Origin of the sequence: Niallia sp. HCP3S3_B10 (assembly GCF_052064465.1) — a bacterium.
GTDB lineage: Bacteria > Bacillota > Bacilli > Bacillales > Cytobacillaceae > Niallia > Niallia hominis.
This window is the reverse complement of sequence record NZ_JBQHVO010000007.1, coordinates 59,059-80,180: the sequence shown is the minus strand read 5'-3', so window position 1 is coordinate 80,180 and position 21,122 is coordinate 59,059. Positions and strand designations below refer to the sequence as shown.

Below are 21,122 nucleotides of genomic sequence, written 5' to 3'. Positions count from 1 at the left end.
GATGAGCAAGAATAATACTAATCCAAATAATAAATCTTTATCAAACTCCTCATTAGATATTACAAAAGGAAATAATGGTGGTAAAAATCATTTAGTGAAAACTTTTATTAATGGCTTTTTTATCATTTTGTGTGCTAGTGTGGCTGTCCCATTTATCTCAGGATTATTTGCATCTTTTCGTCCAGGTCAAATGTTAATAAGAAACGGCTTAAATCTAAACTTAGATTTTGAAAATTGGTCATTAGTCAATTATAGTTATCTTTTTGATGGAAGCACTGGCTACCTAGATTGGTATAAAAATAGTTTGATTATTACCATTGTTTCCGTTATTTTGACGTTAATTATCTGTTATTTTGTTGCATACGGCTTTGCTATGTACCATTTTAAGTTTAAAAATTTATTGTTTTTCCTAGTTATTGCGACAATGATGGTTCCGTTTGAAATATTGATGTTGCCATTATATAAACAAATGATTAGTTTTGGACTAATAGATACCTATGCGGGGGTTATCCTTCCAGGTTTAGTACATGCATCTACCATTTTTTTCTTTAGGCAATATCTTTCAGGCATACCAAAGGAATTGTTGGATGCAGGAAGAATTGATGGCAGTAGTGAGTATGGAATTTGCGTGAGAATAGTTATGCCTATTTCTAAACCTGCATTCTCCGCTATGGCTATTCTAAGTTCAATGGGGGCATGGAATAGTATGCTGTGGCCATTGATTGTTTTACGATCAGCAGAAAAATTCACATTACCTATCGGGTTAAATACGTTATTAACTCCTTATGGAAACAATTATGATGTCCTTGTGGCTGGATCGATCTTCTCCATTCTCCCTTTATTTATTCTGTACTTGATATTTAATAAGTACTTTGTCGAAGGTATGACAGCAGGCGCAGTAAAAGGATAAAGGCACTGAAATAGATGATGATAAGGAGGTCGGGAAACGATGAAAATAAGATATGATTCTCCATTTTGGGAACGGATGGGAAAACTTTATTATATAATTGTTTTAAATTTCTTGTGGTTATTATTTAGTCTTCCAGTAATTACAATCGGTCCATCCACTGTTGCGCTCCATCAATGTATGTTTCATTTGATTAATGGGAAAGAAATGACTATCTTCACGGAATTTTACCAATCATTTAAGCGAAATTTTATAAGAAATATGATGGCTGGTATTATTGTTGTCGGTTTTGAAATGTTGTTGCTATCTTCCCGAAATTTTTATTTTGAAATTGCTGCAAATACATCATGGAGTATTTACTATTTTTATATTTTTCTAGTTTTTCTGTTTGCTTTGTTCTTTGTAATAATATTTCCAGTTTTAGTAAGTTATGATGGGGCGGTTTTAGAATTATTAAGACTCTCTCTCTTTTTAGCTATAAAAAATTTACCAATGAGCATCATGATGGTAGTAATAGACTATTTGATCATTTACTTTTGTCAAATGTTAATTCCATTAGCTCTAATAGGAGTCGCCCTTATAGTGTTCATTAACAGCCGTATTTATCTATGGAGAGTCACTAATAGCTTGGTAATCGAATGAGTAAATTTTTGATGAAAAAGTACAGTAGTTTGAATCCAATCGAAAAGGAATGAGAGAAGAATGCCTGAAAATTTCAAAACTGCAAAATTGATCATCGATAAATCTTTTAAAATAGCAGAAATTGATTCCCGTATTTATGGTTCCTTTATAGAGCATTTAGGTCGTGCGGTTTATGGAGGTATTTATGATCCAGGGCATCCTTTGGCGGATAAAAATGGATTCCGTCAAGATGTAATGGAGTTAGTGAAACAATTACAAGTTCCGATCGTTCGTTATCCTGGAGGAAATATGGTGTCTGCTTACAATTGGGAAGATGGGGTAGGGCCAAAAGAGAAACGACCAAAGAAATTGGAACTAGCATGGAATTCCATCGAAACAAATGAAGTAGGAACAAATGAATTTTTTGAATGGGCAAAACAAGTGAATTCTGAAGTAATGATGGCTGTAAACCTTGGAACACGTGGAATTGATGCAGCCCGTAACCTTTTGGAATATTGCAATCTCCCAGGAGGTACCTATTGGAGTGATTTAAGAAAACAACATGGCTATGAAGACCCGCATAATATTAAAGTTTGGTGCTTAGGGAATGAAATGGATGGACCATGGCAAATTGGACATAAAACAGCTTATGAATATGGAAGACTAGCTGCAGAAACAGCAAAGGCAATGAAAATTGTGGATCCACGAATCGAGCTTGTCAGTTGCGGAAGTTCCAATACAGCGATGCCAACATTTCCTGAGTGGGAAGCAACCTCATTGGATCAGACATATGATTACGTTGATTATGTATCACTTCATACCTATTATGGTAACCGAGATAATGATACAGCCAATTTCCTCGCAAAATCATTAGATATGGATGATTTTATAAAAACGGTTATCGCAACCTGTGATTATATTAAGGCGAAGAAGAGAAGCAAGAAAAAACTTCATTTAAGCTTTGATGAATGGAATGTTTGGTTCCACTCTAATGCTCAAGATAAACAAATAGAGCCTTGGAGTGTAGCGCCACCACTGTTAGAGGACGTTTATAATTTTGAAGATGCATTGCTTGTAGGAAGTTTATTGAACTCTTTAATTAATCATTCAGATCGAGTGAAAATTGCTTGCCTTGCTCAACTAGTAAATGTTATTGCTCCAATAATGACGGAAACAGGTGGGGGATCTTGGAAACAGACTATTTTCTATCCATACTATTATACATCTGTATATGGTCGAGGGACGGCCATTCAGGCGATAGTGGATTCACCAAAATATGATTCAAAGGATTTTACAGATGTACCATACTTAGATCAATCCATTGTCTATAATGAGGAGAAAGAGGAACTTGTTATTTTTGCTGTTAATAGAAGCTTAGACAATCAATTAAATGTCGATGTGGATATTCGGTCATTTGAGGGATATTCCATTGAGGAGCATATTGTCCTTGCAAACGATGACCCAAAGGCAATTAACACCCTTCAACATGAGGCAGTAAAACCTATTGCCTCTAAGAAATCTTATATGGAAAATGGCAAATTAGTACTTGTACTGCCAAAAATGTCTTGGAATGTCATTCGTTTGAGAAGAAAGTAGTCCTTCATTCTTATTTAAGAGGCTGGGACATAAGTATTTCAACCAACAACAAACACGAACTAAAATGTAATTAAATTACTTAAAAGTTCGTGGTTGTTATTTTAGAAAAGGTTTAAAAAACGAAGTGTAATGGAGCGGAGGACGCTCGACTCCTGCGGGAAATAGAGGGAAGGCTTAGCTTCCTCCCCGGCGCATCGTGCATCTGTAGCGCAATGGAACGACTTAGTTTTTACACTTAACTCTATTTAGAAACATAGATAAAGTAGCTTTATTTAAGAGCTAAATTAAAGATTGTTCGTCTTTAAAGATTAGTTATTTAGTTTTGTCCCAACCTCCGACTTTACACTTACTTCAAATTCCGACTCAAAAAAGCCTGTGTACGCACGGATTGGGGGTTTGTAAAGATCTTATTTGGTGGTCCTGACTCTTCGATTACTCCATTGTCCATAAAGATAACGTTGTTGGCTACTTCCTTGGCGAAGCCCATTTCATGGGTAACGACTATCATTGTCATTTTTTCTTCTGCTAAGTCTTTCATTACTTCTAAAACTTCACCAGTCAGTTCGGGGTCTAAAGCGGATGTTGGTTCATCAAACAACAATATTTCTGGTTCCATCATTAAAGCACGGGCGATGGCAACACGCTGCTTTTGGCCGCCAGATAGTTTGGCAGGGTATGCATTGGAAAAACTGGTAAGGCCGATTTTCTCCAGTATTTTCATGCTTCTTTCATGAATGACAGCGGCTGTTTCTTTCTTAACTAATTTCGGTGCAAGTTCAATATTTTCTTTTACTGTAAGGTGGGGAAATAGATTGAAATGCTGAAAAACCATTCCCATCTTTGATGTAATCTGTTTTATTTTTTGGGGTGGGGAATAGAGTCCGTCTTTTACTAAATCTTCCCCACAAATTCGAATATTTCCTCCATCTATTTTTTCTAAATCGACAAGACAACGGAGCATCGTACTTTTTCCAGAACCAGATGGACCAATAACCGCAACGACATCATTGTTATTGACTTCAAAGGTAATTTGCTTTAATACATCGACCTTGTCGTATGATTTTTTAATATTCTCTATTTCGATGATTGCCATAAAAATCCGTCCTTCTTATTCAAATTTAAATCTACGCTCCAGCCATTTAAATAATGCTGTTAATAGTAGAGTCATGATTAAATAAATAATCCCTGCGATGAAAAATGGAATAATCGTAAAATCACGGTTTACAGCAGTTTGCGCAAAGTGAAGTAATTCTGGGACAGCAACAGCATAGAGCAAGGCTGTATCTTTCACCAATGTAACCGACTCATTTGCAACAGCAGGAAGGGCAATGCGAAACATTTGTGGCAGCACAACACGTGTTGTTGTTTGCCATTTATTTAAACCGAGAACTTGAGAAGCTTCAAACTGACCTTTATCGATAGCAAGTAGACCTCCACGGAAAATTTCCGCAAAATAGGCTGCATAATTCAAAATAAAGCCTAGAGAGGCAGCTACAAAACGATCTAACACCAAGTATTCTCCGATTCCTGGAATCATGGGTAATCCAAAGCAAATAAATAATAATTGCAGTAATAAAGGGGTTCCACGCATGATGTAAACATAACAACTTGCCAGCCAAGCAATTGGTTTGATACTAGATTTTATAGCAAGAGTTAAAAGAAAACCTAGTGGAATGGATACTACAATAGCAATAATAAATAAAAGAACGGTTGCTTGTGCTCCTTCTAACATTGGTTTTAGTATCGACATAATATAATCAAACGACATTTCTCTTCCTCCAACAAAACAAAACAGGGTTTCGTAAAGAAATCCTGTTTTGTTTACGATTCATTTGCGAGTTTACTTTAATACTTTATTTTCTCCAAACCATTTTTCCGAAACTTTAGCGGCTGTTCCATCTTCATTCATTTCATCAAGTGCTTTTTGAAGTTTTTCTAATAAAGCTTCATTGCCTTTTTTAACACCAATTCCATATTCTTCTGGAGCAAGGGACTCTTCAAGCACTTTAAAGGTATCTTGCTCTTTTGTCATATAATAATCAATAACAATTTCATCAATAACGACTGCATCCAAACGACCAGATTTTAAATCACTTAATGCTAAAACGTTATCGGAAAACTCGGTAACTTCTTTAATTTTTGATTTAATCGGATTGCTATCTAATGCATCAGATGCAGAAGAAAGAGATTGTAGCCCAACAACTTTTCCTTCTAAATCATCTAATTTTGTTATGTTTGAATCAGTTAATGTTACGACTACTTGTGCATTTTTTAAATAAGGCTTTGTGAAAAGTACTTTTTCTTTCCGTTCATCCGTTATAGTATATCCATTCCAAATTAGGTCAATTCGACCGCTACTTAATTCGGATTCCTTTGTTTTCCAATCGATTGGTTGGAATTCTACTGACATATCCATTTTTTCAGCAGCTGCTTTCGCATAATCTATATCGAAACCAACGATTTCATTATCTTCATCTCTAAATCCCATTGGAGCGAATTTGTCATCAATTCCAATTACTAAAGTATCTTCCTTTTTATCAGATGAATTATTTGAACAAGCTGTAAAAATGAAGAATACAGACGCTAAAATAAGTAAATTAATTGCTAAACGTTTCATGTTGTATAAAGCCACCTTTATGAATTGAAGTTTGTATTTTTTAAGATAAATCTATTAAAAAACAGGCTCTCACCAAAAATCCTTTAGTTCGATAATATATTATAGTGATAAACCAATGAATAGAATTTACCATATTAAAAAAGTAATTGTCAATAAAATATTTTAGTATATTAGTAGAGTAAAGGATTTGTTGGAGGAATTATCCAAAAAAATACTCTTTCTTATTAGTGGATGACTTAGGAATTATAAAGAAAAAGAAGTACTAAAAACTTGAGTGGATTGGTGCGGGAGATTACATAGGCGAAACCTATAAAAAATACGCTTAACATATAACTAGATGGAAATAGTTTCATTACGGTTAATAACCAAGAATAGGTAGAGGTGATAGTTGCTGCAACAGGGAATTAGCGATCAATGATGAATAGCTATTCGCTATCTCCCCCGCAAAGCTAAGATAGGATTTACTCCCTATCATTATTTGTATTAAAAGGTGCATTTATTATGTACTTTTTAGATGATATAAGTGTATCTTTTTTCAATATGTAAGGATGGGTTTCCAATAAAAGTGTTGATAAAAAATTTGGCATTTTTAGTTGTCCATACGCACAGACTAGTGGAAAGGAAATCTGATTGACTGCTTGATCAATAATTTTTTCTAATTCGCCTATTAAGTGGAAAGGCTCCTCCATCGTTGCCCATTCAACATGTGCCCATGATCGAAAAGATATATTATTATCTACATATGGCTGAACGGTTTTATTGAAATATTCTGTGATTGCTGGAGGATGATACCCGCCGCTTGAAAAATAAAAATCTAAACTATTAACATAATGTAGCTGTTTCATTTGTTCAGAAGTAAGGATAAATGTTAATTTCTCATAAATCCTTTTGAAATTCCGTTCATTCTCAACTAGAATAATATAATCACCTGCATCAATCCCAGTATGGATAAACTGAATTACTTCCTCCATATAGTTTTTCCTATCGATATAAAAAAATAATACATGTAATTTTTCTTTCCCTTCTAAAAATTGCCTCTTTATATATTCCAATTAAGCACCTCTCCCTTTTTTCTAATTCCATTATAGTAGATTTTCTAATAAAAGTAAGTCTCAGATATTGGGGGAAATAAGCAGAAGCCGAAAGATAAGAAGAATTTTTCGATTATCCTCTAATTGGATAACTGAGAGTTGAAAGTTTAGGAAAAGGCTGGGACAAAACTAAATAACTAATTTTTAAAGACGAACAATCTCTAAGTTAACTCTTAAATAAAGCTAATTTCTCATGATGATTAGCTATGTTTTAAATATAGTCAAGTGTAAAAATAAGTCGTTCCATTGCGCTACAGACACTGCACTTGAGGCCACTGAAAAAGTGATTACCTGGTGAATCGGTAGTTACCAAACCATTCTAACTTAGTGTAGGCTTTTGTTTTCCGAGGCTTACCGCACGACTCACCGGGGCGAGCGCCGAGCCGCTTCGTCGCTACGCTCCTGCAGGGTCTCGGACTTTCTCGCATCTCCCGTAGGAGTCGAGCGGACACCTCTCCAAACCAACTTATTATTTGCTTTCAAATAAATAAAACCTCATTTAATTTGGAGAACTAGACTTTTTCAGTGCCCTCCTCGCATGCGCTGCGGGGTCTCAGCCTTTCCTCTATTTCCCGCAGGAGTCGAGTGCCTTCAGCTCAATCCCCTTCGTTTTTAAACTTTTTTCCCAACTGCTAAACACGAATTTTCATGTGTATTAACCATATGAAAGTTTGTCTATATTATTAGCTGAAATGCTTATGTCCCAGCCTCGATTTGTATAACGGGTAATAATGAAAAAAGGGTCCGACAAAGGGCTAGCGAATATTTTTCCACTTTAGAGAACCGGATCCATTATGAGGGTGGGTATAAGGGAAGTCTTTATTAAGTTTCTCATTTAACTCTGCTATGGATAAATGCTCCAACATTTCAGAGGATAAGCCGCTATTACAAACAATCTTTTGAATGAGAATATTTTTAATGGATTTCGTTTTATCGTAATAAACCATTGTAATTCCCCCTAATTTAATCTATTTCATTTTTCGAAGATATCAAAGAAGTATTGATAATGTCATTATAACTTAACAAGTTGACTATTCCAAGTGGTTAAGGTGGATTTATTTCATAGTTAATGATTATGTTTTGATTTGTTCCATAATTGCTTATTGTGGCAAAATGCCCAATTCGTTATAATGGGCAAAAGGATAAGTGACTGAAGATTAAGATTTATTTATTTATAAAAGGGGTGGGGGCATGTGTAAGTACGAACTCATATTATTTGATTTAGATGGAACAATTTCAGATCCTAAAGAAGGAATCACGAAATCTGTTCAATATGCATTGCAAAAGCTTGGGAAAGAAGAACCTGATTTAGATAAATTAGAAAGGTTTATTGGTCCGCCACTACAAGAATCTTTTCCAAAATACTATGGTTACAACGAGGAAATAACGAATCAGGCCATAGCACTATATAGAAAGCGATTTTCGCAAAGCGGAATGTTTGAAAATGAATTATATCCAAGTATATCGATGTTACTCGACTTATTACAAAAAGAAGGTTGCATTTTAATTGTTGCCACTTCCAAACCAACTATTTTTGCGGAGACGATTTTGAAATATTTTCAAATCGAGCAATATTTTACGCAAATCATTGGCAGTAATCTCGATGGGACTAGAACTTCAAAAACAGAAATTATTCAATACATAGTAGATTTATATCCGTCTTATCAGCTGAGTGACTTTGTGATGATAGGGGATAGGGAGCATGATATCATTGGAGCAAAAAATGTAGGTATTGATTCGATAGGAGTTACATATGGCTATGGCTCATATGAAGAGCTACACAAGGCAAATGCAACCTATATTGTGGAGAGTATCGATCAATTAACTGATATTTTAATAGGGAGAAAGAATGAGAGAAAACAGCAAATTAATCTTGTGACAGAGGATGAGGCTCCTCTTGTCCATAGGCTAATGCTAGAGGCGTTTGAAGATTATCGATATATGGAGGTGCCCTCAAGTGCACTGAATGAACCAATAGACAAATTAATAGATGCACTCAAAAATGGAACAGAGCAAGCAATTCTTTATCGATTAAATGCTATCCCTCTTGGTTCCTCCCGTTTACAGCTAAAAGAAGATTCTCTTTATTTTTCGAGACTTTCCGTTACTCCTTCAGCAAGAGGGAAAGGGATTGCGCAAGCGATGTTAGCTTGGATGGAAGAATATGCATTATTAAATGGAAAGCAAAAAATGGAATGTAAAGTGAGAGCAAATGTAGCAAAGAATATAAGTTTATACGAAAAAGTAGGTTTTGTAATAACAAAAGAAGAAGAGGCAGATAATCCAAATGGAAAGTTAGTGAAAACAGTTGATATGGAAAAGCTTATAAAAAGGGAAATTCCTACAACCATTTAATTCGATTTCATTTAAAAGCCACCTCTTTTTGTACTTCCCAGTAAATGTTAGATATCAATTTGACATTTACTGGTTTACTGTTTGTTGAATCGTCAAAATATTTCTGTTGCTTCCTTTCCGTGCTTTTGGTAAGTATTAAAACAAGTATCCATCCCAAAATAATAAAATCTATATACCCAAGAGCGATAGTTAATCTATAATGAATATACTGAAAATTCAGAGTTGCAGATATAAGGAGGAAAAAGCATGATGAAGTTCAAATTTGCCAATCGAATAGAACGAGTAAAACCATCGGCCATCAGAGAACTATTAAAACTAGGTGCAGATCCATCTATTATTTCATTTGGAGGTGGATATCCAGATCCAGAGATTTTTCCAATTGAAAAATTAAGAAAAGTATACGATCAGGTACTACTAGAAGAGGGAAAATTGGCGCTGCAATATACAGGAACAGAAGGATTAATGGCATTAAGGGAAAAGCTTGTGAACCGAGTGAAGAAAATTGGCATAAGCTGTGATGTTGATAATCTTTTTATTATTCAGGGCGGACAGCAAGGATTAGATCTTGCAGCCAAGGCTTTTATTGATTATGGAGATATTATTATAACGGAGAATCCAACTTTTTTAGGTGCGCTTGCTGCATTTAATCCATATGAACCAGAATACATAGGTGTATCAATGGATGAAAATGGTATGAGAATGGACGAACTTGAGGCTGTATTACAAAAGCATCCTAATGCGAAGCTTATCTATACGGTTCCTGAATTTCAGAATCCTACAGGAGTGACGATGAGCTTAGAGAGAAGAAAGGCTTTAGTAGACTTAGCAAATAAATATAATGTCGTCATTGTAGAAGATAGTCCGTATCGTGAAATACGATACGAAGGAGAAGATATGCCATCTATTAAAAGTTTTGACACAGAGGGAAGAGTTATTCATATTGGAAGCTTTTCGAAAATTCTTAGTCCAGGATTACGTCTTGGCTGGTTAATTGCAGATCGTGCATTAGCTGAGAAACTAAGCTTATTAAAGATGGCTTCCGATACGCAAAATTCTACTTTAAATATGTATGCAGTGAATCGATTTATGGATATGTATGATTTGGATGAGCATATCGCACATATCAAAGAAACGTATAAACATAAGAAAGAATTGATGTTTCAAACGCTACAGGAAGCTTTTCCGAAAAGTGTTACCTATACATATCCGCAAGGCGGTTTGTTTACATGGCTCACTTTTCCACAACATATTGATACAAAAATTCTTATGCAGGAACGTAGTTTGCCAATCGCAAAAGTAGCTTACGTGCCAGGTGAAAGCTTTTTCCCTAACATGCAAGAAAAAAACCATTGCCGAATTAATTATTCGTATATGTCAGAAGAGAATATCATTAAAGGCATTACAAGTTTAGGGGAAATAGTGAAGGAAATGTGTTAGGAAGCAACTATTTAAATAACGAAAAACGTAAGTTAGTTACTTTTGATAACTTTTTAATGATAAGTAAGTCATATTATTTGCAATTAAATAATCTCAGTATTAGGATAAAAAAGTAATACAAATTTTCAAAAAATACGGAGGTTAAAAGGATGAAAATTGGAATTATCTTAGGTAGTACACGTCAAGGAAGAGTGAGTCCACAAGTTGGAGCATGGGTGAAAGAAATTGCTGACAAGCGTGGAGATGCTGAATACGAAATCGTTGATATTGCAGATTTTAATTTACCTTTTTTAGGTGCAGCAGAAGGCCAAGAAAATGTTGCAGCTTGGAATGAAAAGCTAGCTAGCCTTGATGGCTTCGTATTTGTTGCTGCAGAATATAATCACAGTATAACTGGTGCTTTAAAAAATGCTTTAGATTCTGCAAGAGAAGCTTGGAACAATAAAGCAGCTGGAATTGTAAGCTATGGTTCAACAGGCGGAGCTCGAGCAGCAGAGCATTTACGAGGAATTTTAGGTGAATTGCAAATTGCTGACGTTCGAGTTCATCCAACGCTTTCTTTATTTACTGATTTTGAAAACTTCACAACATTTAAACCATCTTCTCTTCATTTAGAGAACATGAATGCAATGCTTGATCAAGTAGTAGCTTGGAGCACAGCATTAAAAACAATTCGTGGATAATTTGTATACATAGAGTAGGGCTTTTGAAGCCTTACTCTTTTTTCTTATAAGGGAAAATCCGGTTGAAGAATTTTAGAAAAAATATTTTAATAATAAGACAAATGGGTAATATAAATAAGAAAAAATTTTCGACTGGAGGAGAAAAAATGACTGCATTTTTAGAAGCAATAAAAAACCGTCGTTCTTATTATGGCATTAGTAAAGAACAAGTAGCATCTGATGAAAAAATCCAAGAAATTGTGAATGAAGCTGTGTTGCATACACCATCTTCTTTCAATTCCCAAAGTACAAGAGTAGTGGTTTTATTAAACGAACAACATGATAAACTTTGGGATCTCACTGCAAGGGAGTTACAAAAAATTGTTCCAGTGGAGAACTTTTCTTCCACAAAAGAAAAATTAAATTCCTTTAAAGCAGGATATGGAACGATTTTATTTTTTGAAGATCAAGAAGTAGTAGAAGGATTACAAAAGCAGTTTGCGTTATACGCAGAGAACTTTCCAGTTTGGGCAAACCAAACGAACGCCATGCATCAATTGGTCATTTGGACTGCTTTGGAAGAAGTAGGCTATGGAGCTTCTTTGCAGCATTATAACCCCCTTATTGATGAGACGGTACAAGCAGAATGGAAAATTCCTTCTACATGGAAGCTTGTTGCACAAATGCCATTTGGTAAACCAACAGCAGAACCAGGAGAAAAAGAATTTAAGCCTCTAGAGGATCGCGTAAAGCTTTTTAAATAAGGTTGTTTTTAGGAGAAGCTCCTAGTATAGGAGTTTTTCTATTTGGCTTAAATGGACGCTGACTTAAGCAAAATCAAAGTAAAATCCTTGCTATTGTGTTAGGATAATAGCATCATTATAAAGAAGGTGGAAAAATGAAAATTGAAGTATGGTCAGACTTTGTTTGCCCTTTTTGCTATATTGGCAAACGTCGTTTAGAGATTGCGTTAGAGCAATTTCCTTTCAAAGACCAAGTGGAGGTTGAATTTAAGAGCTTTGAACTAGATCCGAATGCAGAAGTTTACTCTGGAAAAAGTATCCATGAGGCGCTTGCTGGTAAATATAGAATGAGTATCGAGGAAGCAAAGAATGCGAATGAAAATGTTGGCAATCAAGCTGAAAGCACAGGTTTAAGCTATGATTTTGATAACATGAAACCAACGAACACATTTGACGCCCATCGTTTAACAAAATATGCGAAAACGGTTGGAAAAGAAAAAGAGTTAACAGAGAAATTATTGCATGCTTACTTTACAGAAGGAAAACTAATAAGTGATCATCAGGTATTAGTGGAAATCGGTAAATCAGTCGGCCTAGAAGAAGCAGAGCAACAAAAAGTATTAGCAGATGCCACTAGCTTTGCAAATGATGTCAGAATTGATGAAGCGCTAGCTGGACAAATTGGTGTGACAGGTGTTCCATTCTTTGTCATCAATCAAAAATATTCAGTTTCTGGAGCCCAACCAACTGAAACTTTTAAGCGTGTCCTAGAACAAGTATGGCAGGAAGACCATCCAGCCCCTAAATTTCAAGACATTACCGGAGCAGGTGCTGTTTGTACAGACGAAGGATGCGAAGTTCCTAAGAAATAATGATAGAGTATTTAAGTGAATAAGGAAAAGAGATAGTCAAAACAATGGCTATCTCTTTTTCTTTTCAATCATTCGGAATGAATTTAATTGAAAGCGTTTTTAAAAAAGTATGCGCTTTATAAAAAAATGTACTATACTATAAATAGATATACCAAGCGTAAGTTTTTAAAGTATAGACTTTTAAGTTCAAATGCTTATAATTAAAATATCATTATCTATTCGTTATAAGATTAAAAGATATTGCAAATAAAATGTATAGAATTATTTTTTCTAATTAAGGTGGCTCGTTTATGAATAAGTATGAAGCGATAGCAATTGAAGTTAAACGTCGAATTAAAGAAAACTTTTATCCATTGGATCATCCTATACCTGATGAGATTACATTATCTAAAGAGTTTTCCTGCAGCAGAATGACAATGAAAAGGGCATTGGATAAACTTGTGATGGAAGGACTTCTTTATCGTAAAAGAGGACATGGTACCTTTATCGTTCAATCTGCTCTACATGCCAGCAGAGTAAATGTTTTGTCAAATGAAATCACTGGATTATCCAAGCTATTAGATGGAGAGAAAATAGCGAGTAAAATCATTACATTTGAAGTTCATTTTCCCTCAGAAGAGGTTGCGGCACATTTGGCAATTGATATAAAAACACCAGTGTATCATATCATTAGATTGAGATCAGTGAAAGACGAACCATATGTCTTAGAAATTACTTATATGCCAACAACCATTATATCAGGTTTAAATGACGAGGTTTTATATGGATCCATTTATGAGCATATTACGAAAACATTAGGATTAACGATTGCTGGATCGCATCGGAAAATTAGAGCATGTAAATCCACAGAGCTAGATCATGAACACCTTGCATGTGAATTAGATGACCCTATCCTTGAAGTAGAACATGTTGGCTATTTAAATAATGGCATTCCATTTGAATATTCATTTTCCCGTCACCGCTATGATAAATTTGAGGTAACAACCGTAAATTTAAAACGTTAGGTGAAAGGATTTCTATTCAAAGAAATGAAAAATAGAGCAGCTATCAGGAAGGTGAAGTTCTTTCGATAGCTGCTTTTTTCTTAGTGTAGATTATTGAAAATTAAAAAATATAAAGGAAAACTATTTACATTTACGTTGCGTCAACGTTTACGATGAAAGAGTCAGGAGGGGAACAGATGGAATACACCGTACATGCATTAGGTAAGTTAGCAGGAGTAAGTACAAGAACATTGCGATATTATGATGAAATAGGCATTCTCAAGCCGGCGAGAATCAATTCATCAGGATATCGTATCTATGGACAAAATGAGGTAGATAAATTACAGCAAATTCTGTTTTACCGTGAGCTAGATGTTCCATTAGAGACTATAAAGAATATGATGGCTTCTCCTACTTTTGATGTCAAACAAGCATTAAAGGAACATCACGAAAAACTCCTGGCTAAAAAAGAACAGCTACATCTGTTAATTGCAAATGTAGAAAAAACGATGGAAACAATAGAAGGGAGTGGGACGATGTCTAATCAAGAAAAATTTGTGGGCTTTAAAAAGAAAATGATAGAAGATAACGAGGCGAAGTATGGCAAAGAAATAAGAGAAAAGTATGGGGAAGAGATGATAGACCAATCTAATGCTAAATTAATGAATATGTCAGAAAATGATTATCGAAGCATGGTTGAAGTGGAGAAGACATTATTTTCTACCTTACAAGAAGCCTTAAAAGAAGGCAATCCTGCTGGAGAGGCTGGGCAAAAAACAGCAGGGTTGCACAAGCAATGGCTTTCCTTCACATGGCCAGAATACACGAAGGAGGCACATGCGGGACTTGCAGAAATGTATGTTGCTGATGAAAGATTTACCTCCTATTATGACAAAGTGCAAGTAGGAGCTACAGCTTTTTTGCGGGATGCTATTTTGATTTATACCGGGATGGCTTCTAAAAGTTAACTAAAGAAAAAACTCCTTGATTGTCTTCCATCAAGGAGTTTTTATAAGTAATCACTAAATCAAGAAGCATTTCTAACTTTTTTTGCCACTACTTTACGAGAAGTCATATATCTCCATCCTGTAAGAAGCAAACCAACAAAACAAAGACTGCTTGAAACAAGAAATACGACATGCATCCCACTAAGAAAAATATCAGGTCTCCCAGGGATAAGGGCAGTTACGCGGTAGCCTGCTTTCATGCTCATAACAGAGAATAATATGCTTGTTGCAACAGAAATTCCGACGACCATTCCTAAATTACGAACAAGTGAATTAATGCTACCTGCGATTCCTAGTTGTTTCCGCTCTACTGTCGACATAATTAGTGAATTATTAGGAGACTGGAAAAGACCAGTGCTGGCGCCAAGCATAATAATCCATAGTGCAAGACTCGTGAGCGTACTTCCTTCATGAAGGAAAGTTAAACCGATTTGGGCAACAATCATTACTAAAAGTCCTGCAAAGGTAATAGCCTGACCACTTATTCTATCGGATAATGCACCACTTAGAGGCGCGACAATTGCCATGGTAATTGGAAAGAGCATAAGGATATAACCTGAATGCAATGCTGACATTCCAAGAATATCCTGTGTGTAAAAAGGAGACAGGATATTAAAACAAAAATTTGCGATAAAGACAATAAATGCACAAAAGATGCTGATAGAAAAAAGTGGATTCTTAAAGATAGAAAGCTCTAGCATTGGGCTTTCTTTTCGATATTCTACGATGATAAAACTGATAAATGTAAGGATTCCTATAATAATGGAAGTAATGATATACCAGTTTGAATAGCCATATTGTTGCCCAAGTAATAAGCCACCGATAGAAAGAATAATGGCAAAGCTAAATAATAAGCTTCCTGCTACATCTATCTTTGTCTTTGTTATGGTGACATCCTTAGGCAATATCTTCCACGCTAAAGCAATGGCAATAAAACCGATTGGGATGTTTATCCAAAAGATATATTCCCAGCCTAAGCTTGAAATAATGATCCCACCTAAGCTTGGTCCTGTAATACTTCCTAAAGAGACAAACGTTCCAATTAAACCTAATGCTTTTCCTCTCTCTTTTACAGGAAAAATTTCCGTTACAATACCTTGGCTATTTGCCATTGTCATTGCTGCGCCAAATGCTTGGATAATCCGTGAAATGACTAATAAGGATAGAGAAGTACTTAATCCACAAAGGAATGAACCAATGATAAATAGTATCGAGCCCCACTTAAAGACGTTAATTTTTCCAAACATATCCCCTAATTTTCCAAAGAAAAGGATAACGGTACAGATTGTGAGTAAATAACTAATAACAATCCATTGAGAACTGGCGAATGCTAGACCTAGCTGTTTAGAAATTGTCGGCAGTGCAATATTAACAATACTCGCATCAAGGGTTGCCATAAATGTGAATATATTTAAAACAGTAAAAATGAGCCAGCGACGTTGATGAACTTCTTGGTTGATTTCTTTTACGGAAGGTTGCAAATAATCACCTCGTTTATTTAGTTGCATATGTAACTATTATTGCTTCATTTTAAAATAATTTAGTTGCGCGCGCAACTAAAATTTTGTATGCTACAATCAGTAAAATTAGTCTTCACTTTCTTATATGAAACTATCCGAGGGGGATAAAATATGAATGAAATGCCAATAGGAAGGATTGTTTCGATGATCCATAGGCAGAATCAGAAATTTCTTTCGAGGGAATTGAAGCCATTTGAGTTAGGAAATGGTGGGCAACACGCCTTTTTAAAAATGATTATTGCCAAGCCGGGGATTAACCAAGATGAACTTTCCTCTCAATTAAAGTTTGATAAAGCAACAACCGCTAGAGCAATCAAGCATCTTGAAAACGTCGGGTATGTTGATAGACAAACAGATCACAAAGATCGGCGTTCAAATAATTTATATCCAACAATTAAAGCACGAAATATTTTTCCGCAGATACAAGAAGTGTTAGAACGGCTAAATGAAGAAATTACTAGCAATTTGACTGCTGAAGAAGAACGTCAATTGCTTCAATTATTGAAAAAGATTTATCCCACTCTTAAACTTCAGTAAGAATCAACTTTAGGTTTGGGAGAATGGAAAGAAGATAGACGTCCGTGAAGGTTCGATTGGTTCAACTAACCATCAGTGAAGGATGAAGGAAAACCCCACTAATGGTTAGTTCATTTTATTCTGCATTATGAGCGGTGGAATATCCAATATTCCCACCAATTATGAAAAAAACGAAAGATAAATAGCAACTATTTTTCAGTTAAATATTCAGCCAGGCTTAGCCAATTATTTTCAATCAATGCTGGGAGCTGCTCCTTGCTATCATTCGATATACAGGAAATAATTTCCTGATGCTGTTTAATTGATTTTTTCCCATCGAAAGTATTGAATTTTTGTAATTCAAGTCGGCGAATTTTCGGAAGAAGGCGATCTAAAGCTAGCATTATTTCGGGATTATGTGATGCCTCAATAATTACTGCATGGAATTGATCATCCATTTGGATTGCTCTATACTTATCCTCCACTTTTAAAGCTTCAGCAAATTCATTATTTATTGCCGTCATTTGGTCGGCATGTGCAAGAGTTAAAGTGGTAAGAGCTAATCTAGCAGCCAATCCATGGAGCGAGGCTACAACGGTAAAGGCGTGCATCGCTTGTTCTACTTCAATTAGGCTTACAACTGTTTCGGAACCTGGAGAAGTTACAATTAATCCTTCATCCTCCAATTTTTTGAGAGCTTCTCGTACTGGGGTTCTGCTAACACCAAATTGTTCGGCCAATGCTTTATCGTTAATTCTCTCACCAGGCTTTAGTTCAAGATGGATAATTGCTGATCTTAATCGGTCATATACTTGTGCTCTTAATGATTGACGTGGAATTTGCGTAATGTTTTTCATAGCAATAATATATCATATTTCGGTTATATTAGTGGAAAAGAGTAGGTTATTAAAATCATTCACAAAATCGTCAAATCTATCTAGTTTACATTCATACCATACGGGGGTATAATATAAATATGCGATAAATCGTTAAGGGGGATTTTTATTGGACAATAATGAGCATGAATTAGAAAGTTGCCATCTTACGAGTGACCGAAGAAGTCATCATTCAGATAAAGTAAAACAGAATTTAGTGACCAGATTAAATCGTATTGAAGGTCAAATTAGGGGGATAAAAGGTCTAATAGAAAAAGATACGTATTGTGACGATGTTATTACGCAAATTTCTGCAACACAATCTGCTTTAAATAGTGTTGCAAAGATTTTATTAGAAGGCCACTTGAAAAACTGTGTCGTAGAGCGTATTCAAGAAGGAGACATGGAAGTAGTTGACGAGGTTTTAACAACCATTCAAAAATTAATGAAAAAATAAGGAGTGTTTTCAGATGGAAAATGTAACGTTAAAAGTGGAAGGAATGTCTTGTAATCATTGTGTAAAAGCGGTAGAAGGAAGTGTAGGAGAACTTGCAGGCGTTTCAGCTGTTAAAGTTAATCTTAAAGAAGGATTAGTTGATGTAGCATTTAATGCTAATGAAGTTGCTCTTGAAACAATTAAAGAAGCAATTGACGAGCAAGGCTATGATGTAAAGTAATGCAATTTAAAAAATGTGCGATCGTCTGCACATTTTTATTTTCAATCAAATATACCCTATATAGGTATAAGGAGTTTTTGCGATATGGCTGAACAAAGTGTAGTGAAAAGTAAAGGTAAAATAAATGAACAGACATTTGAGATTACGGGAATGACCTGTGCAGCTTGTGCAAATCGTATTGAAAAAGGTCTTAACAAAATGCAAGGTGTAGAACAAGCTACAGTCAATTTGGCGCTTGAAAAGGCAACAGTTACGTATAGAGAAGACGAACTATCAACAAATGAAATTAAAGAAAAAGTAGAAGGATTGGGCTATGGAATAATAACTGAAAAACTGGAACTAGATATTTCAGGAATGACTTGTGCTGCCTGTGCAACAAGAATTGAAAAAGGCTTAAATAAGATGGCTGGTGTTAACACTTCAACCGTGAATCTGGCATTGGAGAATGCAACAATTGAGTACAATCCGGCAAGTATTGCAGCAGATGAGATAATTGGAAAAATTAATAAGCTTGGCTATGGAGCAACAAAAAAGGAATCAAAGCAAGCGACCATAAATAAAAAGGAAGCAGAATACCAAAGACAAAAACGGAAATTTCTTTTTTCGATCGTTTTATCACTTCCTTTATTATGGACAATGGTTGGTCACTTTACCTTTACTTCCTTTCTCTACGTACCAGATATATTAATGAATCCTTGGGTACAAATGGCGCTGGCAACTCCCATTCAATTTTTTGTAGGAAAACAGTTTTATATAGGAGCATATAAAGCATTAAAAAATAAGAGCGCTAATATGGATGTCCTTGTTGCATTAGGAACCTCAGCTGCTTATTTTTATAGTGTCTATCTATCTTTTGAGACATTAGGGCATTTCGGTCATCCTGTTGGATTATATTTCGAAACAAGTGCCATTCTAATTACTTTAATTATTCTGGGCAAATTATTTGAAACGAAGGCAAAGGGAAGATCTTCCGAAGCGATAAAAAAACTGATGGGGCTTCAGGCAAAGACTGCTGTCGTCATTCGAGATGGGGAGCAAACGGAAATTCCTCTTGAGGAAGTTTTAGCAGGGGATATACTTCTTGTAAAACCGGGAGAAAAAATTCCCGTTGATGGCGAAATTATTGAAGGACAGTCAGCGATTGATGAATCTATGCTTACAGGTGAAAGTATTCCAGTTGATAAACAAGGGGGAGACACCGTAATTGGTGCTACCATTAATAAAAATGGATTCTTAAAAATGAAAGCGACAAAGGTTGGGAAAGAGACAGCCCTTGCGCAAATTATTAAAGTAGTGGAAGAAGCTCAAGGATCAAAGGCACCAATTCAACGATTAGCAGATTATATTTCAGGCATTTTTGTTCCTATTGTAGTGACGCTTGCAATTGTAACATTCCTTTTCTGGTATTTCATTATTGCACCTGGAGATTTTGCAGAAAGTCTAGAGAAGTTAATTGCCGTACTGGTTATTGCATGTCCATGTGCACTTGGGCTAGCTACTCCGACTTCTATTATGGCCGGATCAGGTAGAGCAGCCGAGTATGGGATATTATTTAAAGGTGGAGAACATCTTGAAATGACGCATAAAATTGACACCATTTTATTAGACAAAACGGGAACAGTCACAAATGGAAAACCTGTATTAACGGATGTCATAACAGATTGGGAGGAAGAAACGTTACTTTCCCTAATTGGAGCAGCAGAAAGCAAATCAGAGCATCCGCTTGCTGAGGCGATTGTTAAAGGCATAACAGATAGGGGGATTGTACTTCAGGATACAGCCCAATTTGAGGCAGTCCCGGGCTATGGAATTCGTGCACATGTTGATGGAAATGAAATATTAGTCGGAACACGGCGTTTAATGGATCGATATCGCATCAATGTCGGGAAAATTCTACCTAAAATGAAGGAGCTCGAATCCCAAGGGAAAACAGCAATGCTTATAAGCGTTAATGGTAAATATGCAGGGCTTCTTGCAGTCGCAGATACGATTAAAGACACGTCAAAGGCGGCAATTAAGCGATTGAAACAGATGAACTTGGATGTCGTTATGATCACTGGAGACAATCAGCAAACAGCAGAAGCGATAGGGAGACAAGCAGGCATTGACCATATCATTGCAGAGGTATTACCAGATGGAAAGGCTGACGCTGTTAAAAAGCTACAGCAGCAAGGGAAAAAAGTGGCCATGGTGGGGGATGGCATAAATGATGCTCCAGCCTTAGCCTTAGCAGATATAGGCATGGCTATTGGAACAGGAACAGATATTGCAATGGAGGCAGCCGATATTACGCTTATTCGTGGGGATCTACAAGCAATTGCCGACAGTATTTTAATAAGCAGAAAGACGATTGCCAACATTAAGCAAAATTTATTCTGGGCATTCGGTTATAATACACTTGGTATACCGATTGCAGCAATTGGTTTACTAGCACCTTGGCTTGCTGGTGCAGCGATGGCATTTAGCTCTGTATCTGTCGTATTAAATGCGCTTCGTTTACAGCGATTGAAGCTTTAAATGCTGGTTAGTTAGACTCACATCTCCCGTAAATGAGGAATCGAGGGACATAGCTCGGAAATCATTGTTTTGTAGATGTCCGAATACATCATTTGAAGGATAAAGCTTTGCCTTTTTAAAGGTTCA

General features: G+C 35.8%; 21 protein-coding genes. 14 read left to right on the top strand and 7 right to left on the bottom strand.

What is annotated here, in order from left to right; genetic code table 11:
* Nucleotide 1 precedes the first annotated feature (1 nt).
* From ACTNDN_RS05815 to arfA, 3 genes are read left to right on the top strand one after another with little or no spacing between them, the layout of a single operon-like run.
* Nucleotides 2-910, top strand: a complete 909-nt coding sequence (locus ACTNDN_RS05815) for a carbohydrate ABC transporter permease (protein WP_081836666.1) — start codon at nt 2-4, stop codon at nt 908-910.
* A gap of 39 nt (nt 911-949) precedes the next feature.
* Nucleotides 950-1,549: a YesL family protein gene (locus ACTNDN_RS05810; RefSeq protein ID WP_031538457.1), complete on the top strand. Its 600-nt coding sequence runs from the start codon at nt 950-952 to the stop codon at nt 1,547-1,549.
* Nucleotides 1,550-1,609: 60 nt separating this feature from the next.
* Nucleotides 1,610-3,124, top strand: coding sequence for an arabinosylfuranosidase ArfA (arfA, locus tag ACTNDN_RS05805; RefSeq protein WP_031538458.1), 1,515 nt, complete (start codon nt 1,610-1,612; stop codon nt 3,122-3,124).
* A 346-nt stretch (nt 3,125-3,470) separates the two neighbouring features.
* Here arfA and ACTNDN_RS05800 read toward each other — a convergent pair whose 3' ends face one another.
* The 5 genes from ACTNDN_RS05800 to ACTNDN_RS05780 all read right to left on the bottom strand — a co-directional run bounded on the left by ACTNDN_RS05800 (nt 3,471) and on the right by ACTNDN_RS05780 (nt 7,779).
* Nucleotides 3,471-4,217, bottom strand: a complete 747-nt coding sequence (locus ACTNDN_RS05800) for an amino acid ABC transporter ATP-binding protein (RefSeq protein WP_031538460.1) — start codon at nt 4,215-4,217, stop codon at nt 3,471-3,473.
* 15 nt (nt 4,218-4,232) lie between these two features.
* Nucleotides 4,233-4,892, bottom strand: a complete 660-nt coding sequence (locus tag ACTNDN_RS05795; protein WP_031538462.1) for an amino acid ABC transporter permease — start codon at nt 4,890-4,892, stop codon at nt 4,233-4,235.
* A gap of 72 nt (nt 4,893-4,964) precedes the next feature.
* Nucleotides 4,965-5,741 carry an amino acid ABC transporter substrate-binding protein gene (locus ACTNDN_RS05790; protein WP_031538463.1) on the bottom strand — a complete coding sequence of 259 codons (777 nt, stop codon included), beginning with the start codon at nt 5,739-5,741 and terminating at the stop codon, nt 4,965-4,967.
* A gap of 461 nt (nt 5,742-6,202) precedes the next feature.
* Complete coding sequence (locus tag ACTNDN_RS05785) at nt 6,203-6,793, bottom strand: MEDS domain-containing protein (RefSeq protein WP_235248346.1); 591 nt, start codon at nt 6,791-6,793, stop codon at nt 6,203-6,205.
* A gap of 794 nt (nt 6,794-7,587) precedes the next feature.
* Nucleotides 7,588-7,779, bottom strand: a complete 192-nt coding sequence (locus tag ACTNDN_RS05780; RefSeq protein WP_031538935.1) for a hypothetical protein — start codon at nt 7,777-7,779, stop codon at nt 7,588-7,590.
* Between the two features lie 244 nt (nt 7,780-8,023).
* Between ACTNDN_RS05780 and ACTNDN_RS05775 the strand changes: the two genes are divergently transcribed.
* From ACTNDN_RS05775 to ACTNDN_RS05745, 7 genes are all read left to right on the top strand, one after another.
* Nucleotides 8,024-9,187 (top strand): GNAT family N-acetyltransferase, encoded by a 1,164-nt coding sequence (locus tag ACTNDN_RS05775; RefSeq protein ID WP_441130861.1) that lies wholly within the window; start codon nt 8,024-8,026, stop codon nt 9,185-9,187.
* 246 nt (nt 9,188-9,433) lie between these two features.
* Complete coding sequence (locus tag ACTNDN_RS05770) at nt 9,434-10,624, top strand: PLP-dependent aminotransferase family protein (RefSeq protein ID WP_441130860.1); 1,191 nt, start codon at nt 9,434-9,436, stop codon at nt 10,622-10,624.
* A gap of 149 nt (nt 10,625-10,773) precedes the next feature.
* On the top strand, nt 10,774-11,307 hold the full coding sequence (locus ACTNDN_RS05765) for an NADPH-dependent FMN reductase (RefSeq protein ID WP_235248342.1): 534 nt from the start codon (nt 10,774-10,776) through the stop codon (nt 11,305-11,307).
* Between the two features lie 146 nt (nt 11,308-11,453).
* Complete coding sequence (locus ACTNDN_RS05760; protein WP_441130859.1) at nt 11,454-12,050, top strand: nitroreductase family protein; 597 nt, start codon at nt 11,454-11,456, stop codon at nt 12,048-12,050.
* A gap of 134 nt (nt 12,051-12,184) precedes the next feature.
* Nucleotides 12,185-12,901, top strand: coding sequence for a DsbA family oxidoreductase (locus ACTNDN_RS05755; RefSeq protein WP_441130858.1), 717 nt, complete (start codon nt 12,185-12,187; stop codon nt 12,899-12,901).
* A gap of 290 nt (nt 12,902-13,191) precedes the next feature.
* Nucleotides 13,192-13,905: a GntR family transcriptional regulator gene (locus ACTNDN_RS05750; RefSeq protein ID WP_031538929.1), complete on the top strand. Its 714-nt coding sequence runs from the start codon at nt 13,192-13,194 to the stop codon at nt 13,903-13,905.
* Nucleotides 13,906-14,081: 176 nt separating this feature from the next.
* Nucleotides 14,082-14,852, top strand: a complete 771-nt coding sequence (locus tag ACTNDN_RS05745; protein ID WP_031538927.1) for a MerR family transcriptional regulator — start codon at nt 14,082-14,084, stop codon at nt 14,850-14,852.
* 59 nt (nt 14,853-14,911) lie between these two features.
* Here ACTNDN_RS05745 and ACTNDN_RS05740 read toward each other — a convergent pair whose 3' ends face one another.
* A complete protein-coding gene (locus ACTNDN_RS05740; protein WP_441130857.1) occupies nt 14,912-16,399 on the bottom strand; it encodes an MFS transporter in 1,488 nt (495 codons plus the stop codon).
* 123 nt (nt 16,400-16,522) lie between these two features.
* Here ACTNDN_RS05740 and ACTNDN_RS05735 point away from each other — a divergent pair, with 123 nt between their 5' ends.
* A complete protein-coding gene (locus tag ACTNDN_RS05735) occupies nt 16,523-16,948 on the top strand; it encodes a MarR family winged helix-turn-helix transcriptional regulator (RefSeq protein ID WP_441130856.1) in 426 nt (141 codons plus the stop codon).
* Nucleotides 16,949-17,136: 188 nt separating this feature from the next.
* Here ACTNDN_RS05735 and ACTNDN_RS05730 read toward each other — a convergent pair whose 3' ends face one another.
* Nucleotides 17,137-17,784 (bottom strand): GntR family transcriptional regulator, encoded by a 648-nt coding sequence (locus ACTNDN_RS05730; protein WP_441130855.1) that lies wholly within the window; start codon nt 17,782-17,784, stop codon nt 17,137-17,139.
* A 148-nt stretch (nt 17,785-17,932) separates the two neighbouring features.
* Here ACTNDN_RS05730 and ACTNDN_RS05725 point away from each other — a divergent pair, with 148 nt between their 5' ends.
* From ACTNDN_RS05725 to ACTNDN_RS05715, 3 genes are all read left to right on the top strand, one after another.
* A complete protein-coding gene (locus tag ACTNDN_RS05725; RefSeq protein WP_031538923.1) occupies nt 17,933-18,259 on the top strand; it encodes a metal-sensitive transcriptional regulator in 327 nt (108 codons plus the stop codon).
* A 13-nt stretch (nt 18,260-18,272) separates the two neighbouring features.
* Nucleotides 18,273-18,479 (top strand): copper chaperone CopZ, encoded by a 207-nt coding sequence (gene copZ / locus ACTNDN_RS05720; RefSeq protein ID WP_031538922.1) that lies wholly within the window; start codon nt 18,273-18,275, stop codon nt 18,477-18,479.
* Between the two features lie 84 nt (nt 18,480-18,563).
* Nucleotides 18,564-20,996, top strand: a complete 2,433-nt coding sequence (locus ACTNDN_RS05715) for a heavy metal translocating P-type ATPase (RefSeq protein ID WP_441130854.1) — start codon at nt 18,564-18,566, stop codon at nt 20,994-20,996.
* The last annotated feature ends 126 nt before the right edge of the window (nt 20,997-21,122 follow it).